We start from the raw sequence: 20119 nt of genomic DNA on the forward strand, positions 1-20119 counted from the left end.
TTAGGGAACTATTATTATTACAAAGAGGTGTTTTCAGTAACATGTGTGATGGTCCAAATCTTACCGCTCGTGTCATCGATACGATATGTCGACAGCGTACCCAGCGTTCCGCCAGTCACAGCAGAGCCTAGTGTGATGAAAGTCAAAGGTTTACCCTGTGGGCGCTTGAATACCTGATATTGGCTGATGGCGTAAGCGACTTGCTCTTTGTCCGACACCATCCGGTCATCCTTCAATTTCAGAGTGGGTGTCCATTGCTGCAGCGTTTTACCCTGGCCCTTGGCTTTTAGTACCTTGACCTCATCATCCGATACTACGAGAGCGGCGCTGGAAGGAAAATGTGCGACCACTTGCTCAATACTCGGAACGCCAGCTTGAGTATCCAACACATATTGATGCTGTTTTGCATAGTTCTGAATATTGCACTGAATCAGCATGTCCTGGGTTTCCATATAATCGCGATCTGATAAACCGCTGATAGAAGTGATCTGCTGGTTATTTTTACGCAAAGCAAGATAGTCGCCACAGGTGGCCAGAGAATGGTTTTTCCCGTCAACGGTAGCCACCTGCAGTGGCTTTCCCTGAATGGAAATGTCCTGGTCGTCAGCCAGAACCGACGCAGAAACCAGCAGGACAAAGCCGGCACCCAATACTTTCATTTTGTTCACGATAAAGCTCCCTAACATGATGAGTAAGATAGGACAACATTCAGCAAACGAAGAATATCACAGGGGAAATTATGCTCTATGATTTATCTGCGTCTCGAAAAGCATCAGTAAACCTGATGGAATTGGCGGTAAACAGGTATGTTGTGAGCCCGATCATGGCCACTAAAGGCTATTCAGACAATTGGGAGGCTAGGCATAGAGACTAGCTTCTTCAGAAAATGCAATGGACGTTGACCAACCGACGGAAACACATCCGGTTCAAAAGTACGCATGATTTCCTCCCTGTAAGCCAGAGTCCACCGGTCGGTTTTATTCGTGTGTCATTCACGGCTGCTCGCTTCAATTGCGGGAGCTGTCAGGACAAGCTTTGGCGGAAGATCACAGGAGTCTACAAATCACAATAACCATATGTTATATAAGAAGTTAAGTATAACTTCAGTTAATAATATACATATCTCTATACATATCTAAAACAATGACTTAGGTGGAGGTGGTTTCAAGTTCATCATCCCTTTGAAAACTGCTATCTTCAACTGACGCTAACTAACTTGCTAAGGATATCCAAAGTGACTCTTCCTACAACAGGGGATCGTCAGACATGGCTCCAGTGGATTCATGATTCTCGCCCCAGCATTCTTGAACAACTTAAGCACTGGGTAGTATTAGCACAAACAGATCCTACCAATGAGAGTAGTGGTCTCGAGCGCGGCGAACTAGAAGAGTCAGGAATTTATGTGCTTATCCGAAGAAGAACACAAGGCTTCCACGGGAATTGTTTGGTTATCGCAACAGTAAACTTGCCAGAGCAACTTCAAAATCAAGGATGGCTTAAGTCATTTTTAAGGGATTGCTGCCTCATTAGCCCTTGGGAAAAATTAATTATTGAGGATGTAAAAAATAAAATATTAAAACAATACTGCATAAAATCAGGTTTTAAATCACTTTCATCATTCTATCAAGATACATTTATAATAAATCGAACAGATTTTCTATCTCGGACCTAAAAAGGTATTTTCAAATGAGCTACAAAGAAGAGTTTGACATTATCGAAGAAATTTTAGGAACTCAATACGAAACTAGATACGTCGACTCATTTTCATTATGTCTAATAAAAGCAGAAAGACAAATTAGAAGAATTTTCACATACTTGATTTTTCAAAACGAAAACTTCGATGAAAATGATACGACTAATTTAAGAGAAACACTAGCAAAAAGCAAAAGGCTGTATTTTGAGGGTTTCATAAAAGGAATAGATATTCTAGCCAAGAATTCGATTAAAGATATCTTACCTCATGATTATGATGCTCTTTTAAAAGAGATATCATCAGCAACAAAATATAGAAACAAAATATTTCATGGGCAACTTACAGAAGATTGCTTAAGCAGAGAACAACTATCTGAAAGCATTGAACATATCAGATCATGGTGTTCTAAACTATCTACTGAAGCAAAAAAAACATATGGGTACTGTGGATTTGAAAGAAACTCTTTCCATAAATCAAATAAAAAGGAATCTGAATTAATAAAAACAAAAATAAGCGACATTAATGCGTATGGAAAATTTATAAAAGATCACATGGAGAGGTGATGCATATGGAAATTTCCATTGATGAATCTGGTTCGTTTACTACACATGCCACTGATGAGGGCGCATGGAGTGTGGTTGTTGCTTATGTAACACCAGAAACAGAAAAGCGAAACTATAGAAATATACTTCAACGTTTGAAAATAAAAGTCAAAGCAGGTTGCAATGAGATAAAACTACATCAAATAGATGAACCTGACTACTTTGCGTTTCTTGCCGAATTAGGTAAATTAAAAGGAGTTCTGTTTGCTGTAGCGACAGACTCAGCTTTTAACCATATTGACTTCATTAATAAACATAAAGAAAATCATGTCAAAACTATCATTTCTGGCATTCCAGGAATGAAGTATGAAGAAGGTAAGCTAGGTTTAAAAAAATTGGCGGAAGAGTTAAGTAAAACATCACCGCAGTTATACGTACAATTAACATGTCAAGTTTTACTCATACTGAAGATAATAGAAAATGCAGTAAACTATTTTGTTCAAAGAAACCATAACACTTTGAGCTCCTTCAAGTGGAGAGTAGATCAAAAAGATCCAAATTTTAAAACAGATTTCGAAAATGCGTTAGAAAAATTCACCCCAGCGCTTCTCCAAACATTCTCTTTAGAATCTCCTTTAGGACTATTTCATGGGTTTAATTATACGAAGATGAAAGATTTTTTCTATATGCCCGGTAATATCCCTGATTTTTTGATAGAAAGGAAGCCAGAACTATTAAATGAGTCAGGATTAAACATACAAAAAATATTCAGAGATGATATTAAATTCATAGACTCAAAAGATCATGATGGAGTTCAAATTGCTGATCTTCTTGCATCAGGAGTCAGGCGGTTGTTGAAGGGTGGATTTATAAATAATAATAAAGCAGCATTACTTTTTGCTAATTTGATGGTTCAAGAAAAAAACTCATCATCCCCTATATTGCTAACAAGTTTTGATGATAGAAAAATAAATTTAGATCTCCCACTATACACATCCAAATTGATTAATTTAGTTATAAAAAACTGTCGTCCTATGCTTCTCAGAGAAAAATCAAAAATCATGCCTCGTAAATTATTTTAACCCTATCAAATAAGGTCGATATTTATACAAAAAAGATGAAGCTGAAGTTGTGAATCTCAGTTCACACAAAAAAGATTTATATAAAAACTGTTCACAGTGTTCACTTTTTAATTTAGTTGTTTAAAAACAATAAATTAAGTAGTGACCAGTTGGTGACGAGTTTGCCCTAACTGGTCACTCTCAGTGAACACTCAGCCCTATAAATGCAAAATACCGGCCTGAGCCGGTGATTGTTTGTACAGTAGGTGAGCGGCAGGGAGAGATTTCAGGCAGAGAAAAGGCCTGCAATGCAGGCCTGAGTAGTCACCGCTACGGGGTTCCCCGGTGTTGGGTGTATGCGGTTTGTACAGGGGAACTATAAGTGCCACTACACAACAGCGTCCAATGGGTTCGGCAGATCAATAACCGCCTATTGATCGGCAGAAACGATCGTGATGCCATTCGCTCAGCGCATCTCACACTTGGGGAGCCAGTCGGCTTCACAGTCTTCACTCAATATCAGATTGGTTTGCATCCCCTGATTAGTCTTGCGTTTCAACAGCGCGATTTCATACTCACGCAGGGTTTGCGGTACAGCACGCCCGAAGGCGCTCAGGCTCATGGGCCGTTGGTGGCCGCGTGACTCCATAAACGACAGGTACGCGTGATACAGGTACTTGCGTGGGTTCGCCGGGGTGATGTTGGCATTACCGATATACAGACCGTCAGGCGCATTGACTGCCAGCAGGTAGCCACAAAAATCGACCAGCGGATCGGCACTGCGTTTAATCTCCAGCGCTTCACCCGAGTTCTGTTGCGCTTCCAGCAATGCGCGGGCGTCATCGGGCACGGCAAAACGCTGCATCAGATGGCGCACGATCACCGCCAGCTCGCCGGTGATTTTTGCCAGCAACTGCGGATCACGCTCGTTGGCCGGTATCACCTCCGGGAACGGCAGGATCACCCGGCGGCGGGAAACCCCGCCGCTACGGTCACTGAACTGCATCGGGTTGTTATTCACCGCCAGAATCACCGCCGGAATGTGCGTGGAGTAGGCGTCCCGGTATTTCGGATCGATAGCCACCGCATCGCCGCCGGTGATCGCTTTGATGCCCGCACCGTCACCACTCCATTTCTCTTGGTCAGGCAGGATAATCAACGAGAACCCGACCACGGAAGCGCGTTCCCGTGAGGATTCCAGCGTATCAATGGTGGCCGACGTGGTGTTGTCTTTCCCTGCCAGCAAGCTGGCTATGGCGGCCATCACGCTTTTGCCGCTGCCGCCGGGGCCGGTGACTTCAAGGAACAGCTGCCAGTCATAACGGTTCGCCAGCACCATAAACAGCGCGGCAAGAATGCGCGCCTGCTTGTCGGGCTGCTGACCGGCGGCGCGGGTCAGCCAGCGCCAGAAGTGCGGGGCGTGGTCGGCCAGATTTTCCCCGGCCTTGGGCGGTGTGTAGTCCACGCTGTTGACGGTACGCAGCCAGTGCGTTTTCTGGTGTGCGCTGAATTGCCCGGTGGTGGTATCAAATACCCCGTTACGAAAGCCTATCAGGTGGCGTGCCGGCGTGCCCATTTGTGGCACCATCAGCCTGAGCGTGTCCAGAATACTGTTGATACCCGCCGCCGAGAACGGGGCGCGGATTTTCTGGAACAAGGCGGCAATCTCGCGGCTGAGTACCCGGTACGGTAACACCTGCCATGCGCCGTTTTCATAGCGGCACAGGTCTTCACCGACCTGTGGTACGGCCAGCAGATGCTGGTAGTGCTCCGCCAACAATTCGGCCTTTTCACTGGCGCTCAGGGCTTTCAGGTCGGCATCGCTGAGCGTATCAAACGGGCTGGGTTGTTTGGGCTGGCTGAAGGCCGTCAACTGCGCAAGCGCGGCCAGCTTGCCCTGTTGCTGGTAAATATCGTTCCAGTCGCCTGCTTCTGACGGTAACGCCGGTTTACCGCCGCTCAGTTGCGCGGCCTCGGCGGCACGGGCCTGCCCGGTGCCGTTCTCGTCATTATCGGCCGCCAGCAGCAACAGCGCGTCAGGGTAGTGGGTGCGCAACTGCTGCGCCATTTCGGGCAGGTTATTGGCGCTGAGCGCGATACAAACGCTTTCCCCGGTCAGTTGATACACGGTCAGGCCGGTAGCGTAGCCCTCGGTCAGCCAGATAACGGCATTATCCTGCCCCGGCAGAAAATGGCAGGCGTGTTTTATTTGCCCCCCGGCCAGTGTGCGCTTGACGCCTGCGGCATTAATTAACTGGACGTTGACCACGTCCCCGGTGCTGTCGGTCAGGGGGAGCAGCAGGTCGCCGGGCTGGTAAGTAATACCGCCGACACGCAGTGACGACCCCTGTAATGTCAGGGCGTCAGTGTCCGGCCAACCTTTGGCGGTCAGGTAGGCATTCCCGGTCTGCTGCCGGGCGCTGGCGAGCAGTTGTCTGGCCTGCTGTGCTGCGTTATTTCGCGCCTGTGCTTTGTCCTGCTGTTCCTGTTGGGGATTGTATTCGGGCAACGTACTGCCCGACGGCTCACCCAATACTCCGGCCACCTTTACGGCGGCCTCTTTGGCGGTCACGGCCAGTGCTTTTTCGACCAGATTCAGGCCATCGCCACCGCCACACTGGTTACAAAACCATGTCCCGCGCCCTTGCAGGTTATCAAAGCGAAAGCGGTCTTTGCCGCCGCAGACCGGGCAGGGCTGCGCCCGGCCCCCTGCAGTGATGTGAATGCCCAGTGCGGGGAGCAAGACCGGCCAGTGTCCGGTCGCTGCACGTGAGGTGTGAGAAACGCTTAATACGGTCATTGTTTTGCTCCCTCAGTGCACGGTGGTGTTACAGGTGACGGCCATCCGGCCACAGCACAGTTCATCCATCATCTTTTGCCCGAGCGTGGTCAGGCGTGGCGGCGCTACCAGAATATCCGGCTGCACCATGTCACTGAGCATAGTGCAGGCCATATCCATGCCCACCTCAGCCCCGTGCTGGCGAACAAAGTAGCCTTCAATGTCCATCGCGATCGCCATTTGCAACTCATCCAGCGTGTAACCGGGAGTCACCCGGTAAAACGCGCAGGTATCGAGATAGGCATGAGCCAATGCGCGGCGGTAAACGGCGGTACGGACTTCAACGGGTAAACAAGACTGTGGGGTGTTCATGCGGCGGAAGCCTCCATGCTGGCGATAATGTGGGAATCACAGGTTTTGACGACCTGTCCGAGCTGGTCAGTGAGTACCGCTATGACAGACGCGAAAGCGGCTTTCTGAGCGGCGTCCGGGCGCTGACCGGTCGATTCGAGCGTGTCCAGCATGTCGAGAAACAGCACGCCGGTAGAATGCGCGTGCTGAAGACGCAGGAAATCAGCATGCGGAATAGGGTAGAAGGTTTCACTGTGGAAACGGGCGGCCAGCGTATTCATGCCACCCCCTGTACAGGCAGACGGCCCGCAAACGACAGAATATAGTCACGCGCCAGCAGGCGGCGGGCGCTGTGCTCGGAATCCGCCACGGTGCGCAGCATACAGGGGGTTGCCGTCAGGGCAGTACGGCGAATAGCCGCAAACAGGAAACAGAATTCAGGGTGAGTCGGGGTAAGGATCGTAGCCATGGTGGCAGCCTTCTTAGAGTAAAGGTTATTGCTACCACCGAAGTTCCTACACTTATGGGTGGTAGCCCAGACGGGGGTAGGAATACCGGCCTCTAAGAATACCGGCCAGCCCGAAGGCTGCCCCGCCTGAGCCACCATTGTTTGACAGCCACAGTAGCATAAATAGCACTGTGCAAAAAATGAGCGCACAAAGGCTGCGACGAAAAAAAACACGCTAGGCGCGTGTTGTGTCGCCTTAGAGTAACACGGGTTCCTACGCCCGGCTGCCGATTGTGCGGCAGCGGGAGGACTATAGCGCAGGGCCGGACGCGGGGGCAAGCGGTAAGACGCCCCCGGATGTTCAATCGATCGCATAGTGATCAACAGTCGGTAAGTTGGTCATTACGGGTATCGGCGGCGGCACTGGTCAGCGGTACCGGCCCGGCGCGGAACAGGCGTGGTTCGGCCAGGCTGCTGGCCAGGCGGATCACGCCGTGCTTATCACTGCGGTGTTCCGGTAAGGCAATATCCGGTTGTTTGCGTTGCAACAAGATGGCTTCAGCCACAAACAGCGCGTCGGTATCGTTCAGGGTAAAGCTGTGTCGGCCAAAGGTTAACTGCATCATGCGGCGGCCCCCTGATGGCGGTTGGCGATACGTTCAGCCATCCAGTTTTCGACTTCTGATTCGAGCCATGCAACAGTTTTACCGCCAAGGGATATTTGGGCTGGGAACTGCTTGCGGGTCATCATCTCGTAGACGGTAGAGCGCGACAGCCCGGTGGTGTACAGCACTTCCGGCAAGCGGATGAAACGCTCACGGGGCGTGTAATCGACCGGGACGGGCGGGAATGTGGAAGGGGTCTGTGTGGCAACTGCAAGCATGGAATGCTACCTCGTTTATACCCGGTGGGATCTCACCGGCGCTGTGTGGGTTCGTCTGGTAGCGCCCTATTATGAGAATATTTTGCGGGGTGGCAACAAGGGGATGTTGTGTGGTGCCCGAGCTTTTTTGCTTGTTTTTCAATCGAATGGGTGTATTGCCCTTTATTGCCCCATATTGACAATCTATGACAATTAATGACAACTCCGCTTACCAGTAAGACCGATTGGTATCCAGCGAATAAATAGATAAAAACATTAAATACCGGCTAGCCAGAAAAAAGGCTGTTTTTAGCCGAGTGAACAGTAGTGAACACTGGGTGAATAGTTTTAGATAAACTAGTCACCACTTTATCTACTGATTTATCTACCTTTTTTATTAAAGTGAACAGTAGTGAATAGTTTTTATAAGAACTAAAATCTCGCTGGTTGTTTTCTCGTCAGATTTTGGGGCTGTTGTCCTGCGGACAGTCCAACCGGGATGAATGGCGATGTTGTACGGCAGTCAGCAGAATAGCCTCACATTGACTGACACCGGAGATAACCCCATGAGCACGACTGCATTACCCCAGCACATCAACGACAAGCTGCAAGCCCTGCGTGATGCCCGCGCCGCCCACGACAAAAACTATCAGGCACTGACAGACGTCATTACGGGGATCGCCCGCTGTCATCAACAGAAGAAAGACACGGAAGTGGAAAGTCATGAGGCAGAAAGCCAGTGGCGCACCCTGTTTCGCAAACTGCGTGGGGAAATGACCCCAGAGCTACAAGCGCAACACCACAGCCGGATTTCCAAACGGGAGCTGGCGAAAGAGTTCGACGGTCTGGTTGAGGAAATGGAGCTGGACAAAATGCAGCTTCACCTCAGTTGCGGCGAGTCGGCCCCAAAAATGGTGGCTTCGCACGAAACTGCACTTAAGGCCTTCGCAAACCATGTTATGTGTCAGGCAGTCGATGCATTGAGCACAGCGCTTATCAGTCCCGATGTCATCAAGGCTTGCGCGCTGGCGAAGCAGGCTTACGGCGTCTATGGAAATGACCCGATGAAAATGATTGAACAACAGCTACTGGGAACGCTACAGGGCCGTATTCACGTTGCCATAGCAAAGCAAAATATCGACCACCCGGTACTCAAAGATATTGGTCTGACGATACCGGCAGAAACCGGCGTATTGCCAGAGCTGAAACGCAGCCCTGCCAGACGTATGCAGGTTGCCTTGGAACTGAAGGAAAAACGCCAGCGCTTGCAGCAGAAATGGGCTAAATCATGATGCGTTGCCCGCTGTGTACCCATTCCTCTTATACCCGTACTAGCCGTTATGTGACCGAACAAACGAAAGAGGCCTATTATCAGTGCCAAAACATCGTGTGTTCCTGTACGTTTAAAACAGTGGAAAGCGTCGATAAGATTTTATGTCAGCCCATTCAAGCGGAAACGGTGACCAGTGATGATTTACCGCCGCCGGAACAAAGGACATTAAACCGTTACCGCCGTTATAGCCGAAACCAAACACTTCATTGATTGAACTGGCCCCGCTGCAATACTGATTTTGCTGCGGGGCTTTACCGTTCCACAAGCTCGAAAACAGCCTTTTTTCTGGCTAGCCTGCCTTAAATCGAGCGTGCATGCATAGGGTGCATGATTTTGCATTAATCCCCAGCCTCTCAAAACAGCCGAAACCCCGCGCCACAAGGGCTTGCAGGGCCTCTGTGTCATGCATGAAATGTGCATGATAAAGTCAGAGCGCGTAGGCGAGGGAGTATTGCGCGCTACCTAACTTGGCTTAGCTTCAACAGTGCTATTAGCCTTTAGTTTCTGTTTCTGTTTCTGTTTCAGCTGCAGCTTCGGCTTCGGCTTCGGCTTCAGCTTCAGCTTCAGCTTCAGCTTCAGCTTCAGCTTCAGCTTCGGCCTCTTGTTGCGATTTTCCTTCTTTATCAGTGGGATCCTGTAAAACTATATTCACCGTTTCCTCTTTACCATAGAGATCTTCATAAACTATTTTAAACTCTTCCGAATCCCGGAATTTATTAAATATCGGCCATTCATGTAAAGATTCTTTTACTATCTCACCAGACTGACATGATTGCTTCATGAAAAAGGCTGCCTTTCCATAATTGCCTCTTAGTATCTGCTCCGCCATTTTAAATATAGAGCTCACAGCACTCCAATCATAGTTATTCAAAAGGACAATACACTTATCATCCTGACCTAACTCTCTATAAGCGATGGCATTATTTACAATCAGGTATCTTTTACTTACATCATCAAAATTATTAAATGCCTTTGAGTTAAATAGTGACAATATATCTACAACCAAGTTGTACCTTCCCCTTACAAGAAGATCAAAGGATATCTCCAATGCGCTAGAACTGACTTTATCCTTATCGTCACCAAATACTTTATTCCATAACACATGAGTAAGTTTAATTACCAACTCAGAAAAAACATGTATAGCTCTAAGTATATATTTATTAGTTGCATAAAGAATAGCTCCGACCTCTATTCCGGCCAAATTCACACCATTATCAGAACATACCTTTATATACTGCGATGACACCTTACCTTTGCAGTGGACAAATAGGTTTCTTCGCTCAGTTATCTCAATAAACTCGGGTAATATATTCAAATCTTTTGTTATGGTTAGAGAGAACTTTTTCTCAATTATATTTAGTTGCTCTAAGTGACTCTTCCTAAGAATGCCTTCAATATCTTTTTCTATAACATATTCTTTGATCTTATCCACACATCCAAAATCAATAACCTCTTTGAATGAGAACTCTTTTTCCAAGTTGTTTATTATTCCAGGTTTGTTTTTATAAATTTCTTTTATTAAATCACCAAGATACGCATCATACTCACTAACAATAGCAACCAGGAAGTTATGTGGTATTACAAAAGATAACTTAATTGCCTTACTTAGATCTTTCTTTATTTTTTTTAGCTCACTCGATTTACTTCTGTGAATAATATAGCCCTTTATTTTTCCATCCTCATGGTATTCTATTTCCTTAGCATGATTTTCTATAAATGAGTGATATCCTGCTTTCTTTTCAGAGTAGTCATTATAAAGATTCTTTTTAAGGGACGGAAGTGCATCCTCGATGCTTTCAAGTATTTCTAAGAAATAGTTTAACTTTTCCTTTATATCAAAATCACTCATTTTTCGAAACTCCAGATAAAATAAAACAACAGTACCAATTTAGCATATCTCTGCGTTTCTCAAGATACTGCGCATGATTATAAGTACCCCTAATACCATTCTTATCAACATGCGCAAGTTGCATCTCAATCCATGCGGAATCAAACCCCTGTTCATGCAGGATAGTAGACATCGTATGCCTGAAACCGTGACCGGTGGCTCGCCCTTTATATCCCAGCAGCTCTATTACCTGATTCACACTTTCCTTACTTATAGGCTTTCTGCGGTTGTTTCGTCCAATGAAAATGTAAGGATAGTGACCTGTGATCGGTTGTAGCTGTTTAAACAGTTCAACCACCTGAGTAGAGAGCGGCACAATGTGCGGGCGGCGCATTTTCATACGTTCGGCGGGGATCTCCCAGATGGCACGCTCAAAATCGATCTCTTCCCACGTAGCAAAGCGCATTTCTTGCGTGCGCACGCCGGTCAACATAACGATCTTCGCGGCATTCTTGGTGATGATGCTACCGGTATACCCTTCCAAGTCCATAACAAAATAAGGCAGCTCTTCAGCCGAAAGGAACGGATGGTGCTTTTGCTTGGGAACGGCTAATGCGCTGGCGAGATCTGGGGCTGGGTTATATTCCGCCCTACCGGTAATAATGGCGTAGCGGAAGACCTCTCCGCAGCGCTGGCGTACCTTACGGGTCTTCTCCAATGCCCCGCGCTTCTCAATGCGCCGCAGCACTTCTAGCAACTCTAACGGCTTAATTTCGGCTATGGGGCGTTGACCAACATACGGAAACACATCCTGCTCAAAGGTGCGCATGATTTCTTCTCTGTAAGCCAAAGTCCACCGGTCAGCCTTGTTCGTGTGCCATTCACGGCTAATCGCTTCAAAGGAGTTCTCGACAGAAAGCTTCTGAGCAAGCTTTTGCGCCTTTTTCTCGGCTACTGGGTCAATGCCATTCGCAACCTGCTTGCGAGCCTCACCGCGCTTTTCTCGCGCCTCAGCCAGCGTTATCAATGGGTAGGTACCAAAGGACATCAGCTTGGCTTTTCCGGCATAGCGATAGCGAAAACGCCAACCTTTACTTCCATCAGTATTGATAAGAAGAGACAGGCCTTGGCCGTCGTTGAGGGTGTAGGGTTTTTCCTGCGGTTTGGAGCGTCGAATTTGTATGTCAGTTAGGAGCATGTGTATAAGTGGATTCTGTGTATAAAAAATCTATACGCATCACTATACACATTTATCACGGATTCAGGCAGTAGCACACGGACTTATACGGACAAGAAACCCAATCAATTCTTTGATTTATTGTGTTTTTATGGATTTATCGGGAACTGTCAGGACAATCTTTGGCGGAAGATCACAGGAGTCGAACCTGCCCAGGACCGCTGGCGGCCCCAACCGGATTTGAAGTCCGGCCGCCCCACCGGGGACGAGGATCTTCCTTCGGGAGTCGGAAGCAAGAGGCTGATTATAGCGCAGTTTATCCTTAGCGCTAAGAGGGAAATAGCGTTGGCCCCCGGCAGCGATACCGGAGGCCGGCGGGGTTAAGGCTTCAGCAGATCTTTCACGTCCAGCAGAATAAATTCGTTGTCGTCCGCCACGTTCGGCTGGCGGCTGGAAGAGAACGGGAAGTTATTGTCGTTGCCGACGATAATATGGCTGCCGTCTACCACATCAACATTCTCGATAGTGAAGAACGGGAAGGTCAGCACCCCGTCGTTCAGCGGTTTGCGCGCCAGCTTGTTCGGGTCCTGAATGTTCAGCAGATCGATATACGCCAGCTTTTCCACCGGTTTGCCGGCATTGGCGTCCGAGAAGGCGATTTTATACACCCGTTTGAACTTCGCCACCTGGCTGAAGCAGTTGTCGGTCGGCGCACCCGCAGCGCAGGCTTTGTCCGGCGTGCCTTCGCCGTTGTCGCGCTCAATCACCAGGCCGTGCGTGGCGTCGATCATATTGAAATCGCCAATGGCGTTCTGGTTATCTTCCAGTACGTATTGCCAGCTGCGGCCGGTCCATGCCTGCTGTTTCACGTCAAACTCCAGCACCCGCAGGTAGCGTTTGCCGTCGACGTTTTCAAACTTCTCGCCGTCCCACAGCGCGCCCTCCAGCAGCGGGTAGAGTTTGCTGCCGTCCGGCGACGCCGCCATGCCTTCAAAGCCCTTGGAACGCGCCACCTGGAAGTTCTGTTTGCCGTCCGGTGCGCCCGGCAGGGTCAGCGTCGGGTTGTCCGGCGATTTCACCACCTTGCCGTCCACCTTGGTGTCGAATACCGCCAGCACCTTGCCGTCCAGATCGGCCTTGATCAGGTAAGGGCCGAACTCGTCGCCTATCCACAAGGCATTGTCGGCGAACTGGAAGCTTTCCGGGTCGAAATCACTGCCGGTCAGGTAACGTTTCTCGGTACTTTCATTGATGATATGGAAGGGCACCTTCTGGTCCGGATCGTGCAGGAATACCGTCTTCAGCGGCGTGACCGCGCCGGTGCTGAAGTCGATTTTGTAGTGATTAAGATACAGCATGGCGTCCGGCGAGTTGGCCTTGCTGCCAAAGCCGTTGTCGGTCAGCACCCAGTAGGTGCCGTCGGGCATATGTTTGATGCCGGAATGGCCCTGCAACGGCTGGCCGTTGATCGGCAGGCCGATGCCGGTCATGCGATCGGCAGATTTACCCGCCACGCTGCCCAATTCGGTGACACGTTTGCCGCTGGTGTATTTGCCGCTTTGCCGTAAATCGGACGGCGCATCCTGTGGCGCGGAGATGCTGGATTTAACCGGCAGCAGCGCATGCCCGGCCAGGATCGCCTGCGCCGGCTGCGCGTCGGCCCACAGGTTGCTGCTTAATGCCATACAGCCGGCCAACAGCGCCAAACGGGTTTTGGTGATGTGCATGTCATGGTTCCCTAATTGTTGTTATCGCCCCGAGGTAAAAGCAACGTCACTATAGGGAGCCGCAATGACAGAAATATTATTCGCGGAATGCCTGCCGGTAGCTGCGCGGATGAAAACGCCAGGTGATGGCGATTAACGCCACCACCAGCAGCGCATGGATTTGCCAGTCCAGCGTAAAGCCGCCGCTGTAGTCGCGCAGCAGGCCGGAAAGATACGGCGTCACCCCCGCCAGCAGAAAACCGATGCCCTGCATAAACGCCACTAACCGCCCCGCCGCCGCCGGGTGCGGGATATGATCGAGCGCCAGCACCAGGCACAGCGGGAAGGCGCCGCCCAACCCCAGGCCGGCGATCACTACCCACAGCCACGGCAGCGTCTGCGGCAGGTAAATCAGGCCGATAAAACCGATCAGTTGCATCGCCAGCGCCAACCATAACAGCGGCCGGCGATCCTGCGCCCGCGCCACCGCCGGCAGCAACAGCGCGCCAATCACCTGGCCGAAGGTCATCAGCGCCAGCAGCGTTCCGCTGGCCTGCGGCTGCCAGCCAAGCTGCATGTAATACGGCGGCAGCCAGGCGATCAGGCTGGTATAACCGCCGTTGATCAAACCAAAATAAGCGCCCAACAGCCAGGCGCGGCGGCTGAACAGCAGATTCGGGCCGGCGGAAGCGCCGGATGGCACAAGGCGAGCCAACCCACGGCTGACCGGCCACCAGGCGAGCAACGCCACCAGCGCCGGTGCAGCCCACCAGGCCAACGCGCTGTGCCAGTCATGCCCGGCGCTCATCAGCCACGGCGTTATCGCCGCTCCCAGTCCGCCGCCACCCATCAGCGCCGCCGACCACAGCCCGGCCACCAACGCCATCTGTCTGAGAAAGTGATGCTTGATAATCCCGGGCATCACCGCCTGGATCACCCCAATCCCCAGGCCGCCCAGCACCGCACTCAGCATCAGTTGCGCGCTGCCCGGCGCCAGTTCGCGCCAGGCGGCACCGAGGCCGATCGCCAGCAGGCTCAGCACCACGCTGGTCCGTTCGCTGAACAGGCGGTTGATCGCCCCGCCCGCCAGCGCCATCAGCCCCATCATCAGCACCGGCAGGGTGGTCAGCAGCGCAGCGCCGCCAAAGCTCAGCCCGGTGGCCTGCCGCAGCGTCGGCAACAGCGGGCCGATCGAGGTCAACAAGGGCCGCATATTCAGGCCAATCAGCACCAGCGCCCACAGCAGCGGGTTAAACCCGCGGCGCGGGGTGGCGGGGGAAACGGAATGATTCAACACGGCATAATCCTGATCTTGCGGGATGAAGAGTGCAGCGTCACAGCCTGTGCGCCACAGCGTTGCGTTACTGTAGGCATCGCCGCTAGTATTGGGAAATTAAATAATGAAATAGCCGGCAGTGGGAAAATGAATCGTTACCCGATGTTCAATCCGCAGTTATTGCTCAGCTTTGTCGCGGTTTGCGACAGCGGCAGCTTCACCCGCGCCGCGGATCGGGTGTTCCTGTCGCAATCGACCGTCAGCCAGCAGGTAAGGCGGCTGGAGGAGATGCTCGGCAAGCCGCTGTTTGAACGTTCATCCCATCAGGTGTTGCTGACCGAAGAGGGCGTCAAGCTATTGAGCTACGCGCGGCGGATTATCGCGCTGAATGAAGAAGCACACGACGCGCTGACCGGCATCTGGCGCGACGGGGTATTGCGGCTGGGGATGCCGGAGGATTTCGCGGCGCCGACCACCGAGCTGCTGGCGGAATTCAGCCGTGCGCACCCGCACCTGCGCCTCGACGTCGCCAGCGGTCTGAGCGCCGATCTGCACAGCGCCTACGCCCGTGAAGAGCTGGATCTGATCCTGGTCAAACAGCGCCGCAGCCAGCCGCCGCGCGCCGCCAGGCCGGAACCGCTGCTGTGGCTCGACAGCCTGGCCTTCCCGGCGATCGAGCAATCCCCGGTGCCGTTGGCGGTGTTCCCGCTCAATGGCCTGTACCGCGAGGAGCTGTGTCAGGCGTTGGATAACCTCGGCAAACGCTGGCGCATCGGCTACAGCAGCGCCAGCCTGGCGGCGCTCACCGCCGCCTCCGCCGCCGGGTTGGGCGTCACCCTGTTGCCGGCCGGCTGCCGGTTACCGAGCCACCGGGTACTGGGCATCGCCGAAGGGTTACCGCCGGTCGGCAGCTTCGAGCTGGCGCTTTACTACCGCGACAGCGCACCCGCCGCCACCCCGGCGCTGGCCGAGCGGCTAAGGGCGTTCTGCGGGTTGGTGTGAGAAGAGCGATGTAGCCTGATTAACTACATTTGTAGCCATTATGGCTACACCTCTTAATAGCCGGTTTCACCGTGGCGTTCGCGGTACTCTTTGGGCGTCGCGTCATAGCCTTTTTTGAACACCGAATAGAAGTATTGCAACGACGGGTAGCCGCACATCTGGGAGATCTCGTTGATGGTCAGCGAGGTCGCCGTCAGCAGATTACGGGCGCGCTCCAGCTTTTCCTGATGGATCATATGGTGGATGGTTGCGCCGGTCTCGTCCCGAAAGCGTTTTTCCAGGTTGGAGCGCGACATGCCGACCGCGTCCAGCACCTGCTCGACCTTGATGCCCTTGCAGGCGTGATGACGGATGTAATGCATGGCCTGAATCACCGCCGGATCGCGCAGCGAGCGGAAATCGGTGGAGCGGCGTTCAATCACCTTCACCGGCGGCACCAGGATGCGTTGCAGCGGCAGTTCGCGGCGGTCCAGCAACTGATGCAGCAGCTTGGCGGCGCGATAACCCATCTGGCGAGTGCCCTGCGCCACCGACGACAGCGCCACCCGCGACAGGTAGCGCGTCAGCTCTTCGTTATCGATGCCGATCACGCAGAGTTTCTCCGGCACCGCGATATCCAGGTGCTCGCACACCTGCAGCAAATGGCGGGCCCGCGCGTCGGTCACGGCGATGATGCCGGTCTGTTGCGGCAGGGTCTGCACCCAGTCCGCCAACCGGTTCTGCGCGTACTGCCAGTTCTCCGGCGCGGTGGCCATGCCCTGATACACCACGCCCTGATATTGCTCCGCCGCCACCCGTTGGCGGAAAGCCTGTTCGCGCTCCTGCGCCCAGCGTTTGCCGCCTTCCGCCGGCAGGCCGTAAAAGGCAAAGCGATTGACCCCCTTCTCCTTCAGGTGCATAAACGCCGCCTCCACCAGCGCCTGATTATCGGTGGCGATATAGTGCACCGGCGGGTAATCCTCTTCACGGTGATAGGAGCCGCCAACGCCGACGATCGGCACATTGACGTTATGCAGCAACCGCTCAATCTCGCGATCGTCGTAATCGGCGATCACCCCATCGCCCAGCCAGTCCTTGATGTTGTCGATACGGCAGCGAAAATCCTCTTCGATAAAGATGTCCCAGTCACACTGTGAAGCCTGTAAATACTCGCCGACGCCCTCGACCACCTGGCGGTCATACACTTTATTGGCGTTGAACAGTAACGTAATGCGAAAGCGCTTCGCGAACATGTGGCATCCCCGAGAAATAAACTGCTCTCTGGGATAGCATAGCTATCTTCGAGAGCAGAAAGCATTACCTCATAACTGTGAGCTCAAGCGCGATTCTTATGCCCGGCGCTTGGTGGCGGAGTCCATCCACACCGCCAGCAGCAGGATCGCGCCCTTGACGATGTACTGCCAGAAGGTCGGCACGTCCAGCATGCTCATGCCGTTATCCAGCGACGCCATGATAAACGCCCCCATCACCGCGCCGGCTACGCTGCCGATGCCGCCGGCCAGGCTGGTGCCGCCAATCACGCAGGCGGCGATGGCATCCAGCTCGGCGATATTGCCCGCCGACGGCGAGCCGGCGCCCAGCCGCGAACTGAGGATCAACCCGGCAATCGCCACCATCAGGCCATTGATGGCGAACACCGCCAGCTTGGTGCGTTCGACGTTGACCCCCGACAGGCGCGCGGCGTCGATATTGCCGCCAATGGCATAAATCCGGCGGCCAAAAGCGGTGCGGGTAGCCATAAATATCCCCGCCAGCATCAGCGCGGTGAGGATCAGTACCGGCGTAGGTACGCCGCGGTAATCATTGAGCAGATAAATGGCCCCCAGCACCACCACCGCCAGAAGGCTTTGCCGGGTCACATCGCCGGTCGCGGCGGCCACCGGCAGCCCGAGCTGCGCGCGTCGGCTGCGTCGCCGCCATTGCCAGGCGACGAACAGCATCAACCCGACGGCGCCGATGCCAAAACCCACACCGCTCGGCAGATAGCTTTGGCCGATCTGCGACATGGCGCCGCTGGTCGGCGCGACCGTGGTGCCGTTGGTGATGCCGATCAGAATGCCGCGAAAGGCCAGCATACCCGCCAGCGTGACGATAAACGACGGCACCTTGCGGTACGCCACCCACCAGCCGTTCCAGGCGCCCAGCAGCAAGCCGGCCAGCAGCGTAACCCCAATGGTCAGCGGCAGCGGCCAGCCGAGCCAGACGTCAAAAATCGCCGCCGCCCCGCCCAGTAGCCCCATCATCGAACCGACCGACAAGTCGATCTCCGCCGAAATAATCACGAACACCATGCCCACCGCCAAAATGCCGGTAATCGCCGTCTGGCGCAGCAGGTTGGAGACATTGCGCGCGCTGAGATAGGCGCCCTCGGTGGTAAAGGTAAAGAACAGCATAATGACGGCGATCGCCGCCAGCATCACCAGCACCTGAAAATTGATGGATTTCAGCTTCAGGAGGGGCTTTTTCTCGGCGATTTCCTGCGCTATCGCGTCAGACTGCGTGCTTTTCGACATCTGTTTCACTCCTTAATGCGGCTTCCATCACCTGTTCCTGGGTCAAACCCCGGTTCTCCAGCGACGCCTTGATACGCCCCTGATGCATAACCAACACACGGTCACTGAGGCCCAGCACTTCCGGCAGTTCCGAAGACACCACGATCACCGCGATACCCTGCTGTACCAGCTGATTGATTAATTTATAGATTTCCTGTTTTGCACCGATATCGATACCGCGTGTCGGCTCATCAAGAATGAGGATTTTCGGCTTCAGCAGCAGGCATTTGGCCAAAATCGCCTTCTGCTGGTTGCCGCCGCTCAGCCTGGCGATCGCCAGCTCGGGCGACGACGTTTTCACCTTCAGTTGCGCCAACGACTGGCGAATGGTCGCCTGTTCCTGCGCGTCGTCGATCACCGTCAATGCGCCGCTGAAATCGCTCAGCGCCGCCAGCGTCATATTCGCCCCGACGCCCATCACCGGCACAATGCCGTCGCGCTTGCGATCTTCCGGCACCATGGCGATGCCGTGGCGCATCGCCTGTCGGCAATTGTCGATCACGGCCGGCTGGCCGTTAATGCGGATGCTGCCCTGCCAGCGGCCGGCATAGACGCCGAACAAACACTGCATGGTCTCGGTACGGCCGGAGCCGACCAACCCGGCGACGCCAAGAATTTCGCCGCGCCGCAGGCTGAACGACACCTCATCCACCCGGCGGACGTGGCGGTTCACCGGATGCCAGGCGGTCAGGTTATCCACCTGCAAAATCACATCGCCGATCGCATGTTCCTGCTGCGGATACAGCTCGGTCAGTTCGCGCCCCACCATCATGGCAATAATGTCTTTTTCGCTCATCTCGGCCGCCGGCCGCGTGCCGATAGGCTTGCCGTCGCGGATCACGCAGATCAGATCAGAGATCGCTTTCACCTCGTTCAGCTTGTGCGAAATGTAAATGCAGGCGATGCCGTGATCGCGCAGATCCTGAATGATCGCCAACAACGTGGCAGTTTCGCTTTCGGTCAACGACGCCGTCGGTTCATCCAGCACCAGCAGCCGTACCTGCTTGTTGAGCGCCTTGGCGATCTCCACCAGTTGCTGCTGCCCCAACCCCAACTCGCCGACGCGGGTATTGGGATCCACCTCCAGCTTGACCTGCGCCAGCATGCGCCGGCAGCGCAGGTACATGGCGTCGTAATCCATCACGCCACGGCGACACTGTTCGTTGCCGAGAAACATGTTTTCCAGCACCGTCATCTGCTTCACCAACGCCAATTCCTGATGAATGATGGCAATGCCTTTTTTCTCGGTGTCGCGGATATTTTTTGCCGCCAACACATCGTCGGAAAAATAAATATCGCCCTGATAACTGCCGTGCGGATATATTCCGCACAGCACTTTCATCAGCGTGGATTTTCCCGACCCGTTTTCACCGCATAACGATAATACCTGGCCGGCCTCCAGTTGCAGGCTGACATTATCCACGGCCTTGACTGCGCCGAATTGCATGGTGATATTTTTCATTTCCAATAGGCAGGGCATTATTCCCTCCGCGTCACCGGATATCGGTA

20 protein-coding genes and 1 tRNA gene are annotated in these 20119 nt (G+C 52.9%); 6 read left to right on the forward strand and 15 right to left on the reverse strand.

Annotated elements, in window-relative coordinates:
• Positions 1-17 precede the first annotated feature (17 nt).
• Positions 18-659, reverse strand: a complete 642-nt coding sequence (locus tag ACUTQW_RS17390; RefSeq protein WP_231106886.1) for a hypothetical protein — start codon at positions 657-659, stop codon at positions 18-20.
• 575 nt (positions 660-1234) lie between these two features.
• Between ACUTQW_RS17390 and ACUTQW_RS17395 the strand changes: the two genes are divergently transcribed.
• From ACUTQW_RS17395 to ACUTQW_RS17405, 3 genes are read left to right on the forward strand one after another with little or no spacing between them, the layout of a single operon-like run.
• A complete protein-coding gene (locus ACUTQW_RS17395; protein ID WP_445654919.1) occupies positions 1235-1672 on the forward strand; it encodes a hypothetical protein in 438 nt (145 codons plus the stop codon).
• A 14-nt stretch (positions 1673-1686) separates the two neighbouring features.
• Positions 1687-2256 (forward strand): hypothetical protein, encoded by a 570-nt coding sequence (locus ACUTQW_RS17400; RefSeq protein ID WP_261247694.1) that lies wholly within the window; start codon positions 1687-1689, stop codon positions 2254-2256.
• Positions 2257-2261: 5 nt separating this feature from the next.
• Positions 2262-3317 carry a DUF3800 domain-containing protein gene (locus tag ACUTQW_RS17405; RefSeq protein ID WP_445654920.1) on the forward strand — a complete coding sequence of 352 codons (1056 nt, stop codon included), beginning with the start codon at positions 2262-2264 and terminating at the stop codon, positions 3315-3317.
• Between the two features lie 445 nt (positions 3318-3762).
• Here the strand turns inward: ACUTQW_RS17405 and ACUTQW_RS17410 are convergent, their stop codons facing one another.
• Genes ACUTQW_RS17410 through ACUTQW_RS17435 form a run of 6 tightly spaced genes read right to left on the reverse strand, consistent with a single transcriptional unit; the run spans position 3763 to position 7757 of the window.
• Positions 3763-6096 carry a primase-helicase zinc-binding domain-containing protein gene (locus ACUTQW_RS17410; RefSeq protein ID WP_445654921.1) on the reverse strand — a complete coding sequence of 778 codons (2334 nt, stop codon included), beginning with the start codon at positions 6094-6096 and terminating at the stop codon, positions 3763-3765.
• Between the two features lie 12 nt (positions 6097-6108).
• Entirely contained in the window at positions 6109-6447 is a 339-nt protein-coding gene (locus ACUTQW_RS17415) for a DUF5375 domain-containing protein (RefSeq protein WP_261435455.1), read from the reverse strand.
• Positions 6444-6707 carry a hypothetical protein gene (locus ACUTQW_RS17420; RefSeq protein WP_037432034.1) on the reverse strand — a complete coding sequence of 88 codons (264 nt, stop codon included), beginning with the start codon at positions 6705-6707 and terminating at the stop codon, positions 6444-6446. Before ACUTQW_RS17420 ends, ACUTQW_RS17415 begins: the two co-directional genes overlap by 4 nt.
• Positions 6704-7249, reverse strand: a complete 546-nt coding sequence (locus ACUTQW_RS17425) for a host cell division inhibitor Icd-like protein (protein ID WP_261435452.1) — start codon at positions 7247-7249, stop codon at positions 6704-6706. Before ACUTQW_RS17425 ends, ACUTQW_RS17420 begins: the two co-directional genes overlap by 4 nt.
• Before the next feature lie 5 nt (positions 7250-7254).
• The gene (locus ACUTQW_RS17430) at positions 7255-7500 is read right to left on the reverse strand and encodes a hypothetical protein (RefSeq protein ID WP_261435450.1); all 246 of its coding nucleotides are present in this window, start codon (positions 7498-7500) and stop codon (positions 7255-7257) included.
• Complete coding sequence (locus ACUTQW_RS17435; protein ID WP_261435448.1) at positions 7497-7757, reverse strand: helix-turn-helix transcriptional regulator; 261 nt, start codon at positions 7755-7757, stop codon at positions 7497-7499. Before ACUTQW_RS17435 ends, ACUTQW_RS17430 begins: the two co-directional genes overlap by 4 nt.
• A gap of 545 nt (positions 7758-8302) precedes the next feature.
• Here ACUTQW_RS17435 and ACUTQW_RS17440 point away from each other — a divergent pair.
• Positions 8303-9028, forward strand: a complete 726-nt coding sequence (locus ACUTQW_RS17440) for an NAD-dependent aldehyde dehydrogenase (protein WP_261435447.1) — start codon at positions 8303-8305, stop codon at positions 9026-9028.
• Positions 9025-9279: an ogr/Delta-like zinc finger family protein gene (locus tag ACUTQW_RS17445; RefSeq protein WP_198639994.1), complete on the forward strand. Its 255-nt coding sequence runs from the start codon at positions 9025-9027 to the stop codon at positions 9277-9279. The genes ACUTQW_RS17440 and ACUTQW_RS17445 overlap by 4 nt, the downstream gene beginning before the upstream one ends.
• Before the next feature lie 280 nt (positions 9280-9559).
• On the opposite strand, the gene ACUTQW_RS17450 is transcribed toward ACUTQW_RS17445, so the two are convergent.
• The 5 genes from ACUTQW_RS17450 to ACUTQW_RS17470 all read right to left on the reverse strand — a co-directional run bounded on the left by ACUTQW_RS17450 (position 9560) and on the right by ACUTQW_RS17470 (position 15077).
• Positions 9560-10918: a hypothetical protein gene (locus ACUTQW_RS17450; protein ID WP_445654922.1), complete on the reverse strand. Its 1359-nt coding sequence runs from the start codon at positions 10916-10918 to the stop codon at positions 9560-9562.
• A complete protein-coding gene (locus ACUTQW_RS17455; RefSeq protein WP_445654923.1) occupies positions 10911-12095 on the reverse strand; it encodes a tyrosine-type recombinase/integrase in 1185 nt (394 codons plus the stop codon). The genes ACUTQW_RS17450 and ACUTQW_RS17455 overlap by 8 nt, the downstream gene beginning before the upstream one ends.
• Positions 12096-12257: 162 nt before the next feature.
• Positions 12258-12352: transfer RNA gene (locus ACUTQW_RS17460), tRNA-Sec, on the reverse strand.
• A 102-nt stretch (positions 12353-12454) separates the two neighbouring features.
• Positions 12455-13801 (reverse strand): esterase-like activity of phytase family protein, encoded by a 1347-nt coding sequence (locus tag ACUTQW_RS17465; RefSeq protein ID WP_006322939.1) that lies wholly within the window; start codon positions 13799-13801, stop codon positions 12455-12457.
• Positions 13802-13877: 76 nt separating this feature from the next.
• Positions 13878-15077 (reverse strand): cyanate transporter, encoded by a 1200-nt coding sequence (locus ACUTQW_RS17470; protein WP_006322937.1) that lies wholly within the window; start codon positions 15075-15077, stop codon positions 13878-13880.
• A 126-nt stretch (positions 15078-15203) separates the two neighbouring features.
• Here ACUTQW_RS17470 and ACUTQW_RS17475 point away from each other — a divergent pair, with 126 nt between their 5' ends.
• Entirely contained in the window at positions 15204-16058 is an 855-nt protein-coding gene (locus ACUTQW_RS17475) for a LysR family transcriptional regulator (protein WP_006322935.1), read from the forward strand.
• Positions 16059-16111: 53 nt separating this feature from the next.
• On the opposite strand, the gene xylR is transcribed toward ACUTQW_RS17475, so the two are convergent.
• From xylR to ACUTQW_RS17490, 3 genes are all read right to left on the reverse strand, one after another.
• Entirely contained in the window at positions 16112-17290 is a 1179-nt protein-coding gene (gene xylR, locus ACUTQW_RS17480; RefSeq protein ID WP_004950728.1) for a D-xylose utilization transcriptional activator XylR, read from the reverse strand.
• Positions 17291-17386: 96 nt separating this feature from the next.
• A complete protein-coding gene (gene xylH, locus ACUTQW_RS17485; protein ID WP_006322934.1) occupies positions 17387-18571 on the reverse strand; it encodes a xylose ABC transporter permease XylH in 1185 nt (394 codons plus the stop codon).
• Positions 18549-20090: a xylose ABC transporter ATP-binding protein gene (locus ACUTQW_RS17490; protein ID WP_004950722.1), complete on the reverse strand. Its 1542-nt coding sequence runs from the start codon at positions 20088-20090 to the stop codon at positions 18549-18551. The genes xylH and ACUTQW_RS17490 overlap by 23 nt, the downstream gene beginning before the upstream one ends.
• Positions 20091-20119: the final 29 nt, after the last annotated feature.

The organism is Serratia sp. TSA_7, assembly GCF_052692135.1.

Coding starts and splice junctions, on each gene's coding strand:
- ACUTQW_RS17390 (WP_231106886.1), bottom strand. CDS start 659: ATGAAAGTATTGGGTGCCGGCTTTGTCCTGCTGGTTTCTGCGTCGGTT.
- ACUTQW_RS17400 (WP_261247694.1), top strand. CDS start 1,687: ATGAGCTACAAAGAAGAGTTTGACATTATCGAAGAAATTTTAGGAACT.
- ACUTQW_RS17405 (WP_445654920.1), top strand. CDS start 2,262: ATGGAAATTTCCATTGATGAATCTGGTTCGTTTACTACACATGCCACT.
- ACUTQW_RS17410 (WP_445654921.1), bottom strand. CDS start 6,096: ATGACCGTATTAAGCGTTTCTCACACCTCACGTGCAGCGACCGGACAC.
- ACUTQW_RS17415 (WP_261435455.1), bottom strand. CDS start 6,447: ATGAACACCCCACAGTCTTGTTTACCCGTTGAAGTCCGTACCGCCGTT.
- ACUTQW_RS17420 (WP_037432034.1), bottom strand. CDS start 6,707: ATGAATACGCTGGCCGCCCGTTTCCACAGTGAAACCTTCTACCCTATT.
- ACUTQW_RS17425 (WP_261435452.1), bottom strand. CDS start 7,249: ATGCGATCGATTGAACATCCGGGGGCGTCTTACCGCTTGCCCCCGCGT.
- ACUTQW_RS17430 (WP_261435450.1), bottom strand. CDS start 7,500: ATGATGCAGTTAACCTTTGGCCGACACAGCTTTACCCTGAACGATACC.
- ACUTQW_RS17435 (WP_261435448.1), bottom strand. CDS start 7,757: ATGCTTGCAGTTGCCACACAGACCCCTTCCACATTCCCGCCCGTCCCG.
- ACUTQW_RS17440 (WP_261435447.1), top strand. CDS start 8,303: ATGAGCACGACTGCATTACCCCAGCACATCAACGACAAGCTGCAAGCC.
- ACUTQW_RS17445 (WP_198639994.1), top strand. CDS start 9,025: ATGATGCGTTGCCCGCTGTGTACCCATTCCTCTTATACCCGTACTAGC.
- ACUTQW_RS17450 (WP_445654922.1), bottom strand. CDS start 10,918: ATGAGTGATTTTGATATAAAGGAAAAGTTAAACTATTTCTTAGAAATA.
- ACUTQW_RS17455 (WP_445654923.1), bottom strand. CDS start 12,095: ATGCTCCTAACTGACATACAAATTCGACGCTCCAAACCGCAGGAAAAA.
- ACUTQW_RS17465 (WP_006322939.1), bottom strand. CDS start 13,801: ATGCACATCACCAAAACCCGTTTGGCGCTGTTGGCCGGCTGTATGGCA.
- ACUTQW_RS17475 (WP_006322935.1), top strand. CDS start 15,204: ATGAATCGTTACCCGATGTTCAATCCGCAGTTATTGCTCAGCTTTGTC.
- xylR (WP_004950728.1), bottom strand. CDS start 17,290: ATGTTCGCGAAGCGCTTTCGCATTACGTTACTGTTCAACGCCAATAAA.
- xylH (WP_006322934.1), bottom strand. CDS start 18,571: ATGTCGAAAAGCACGCAGTCTGACGCGATAGCGCAGGAAATCGCCGAG.
- ACUTQW_RS17490 (WP_004950722.1), bottom strand. CDS start 20,090: ATGCCCTGCCTATTGGAAATGAAAAATATCACCATGCAATTCGGCGCA.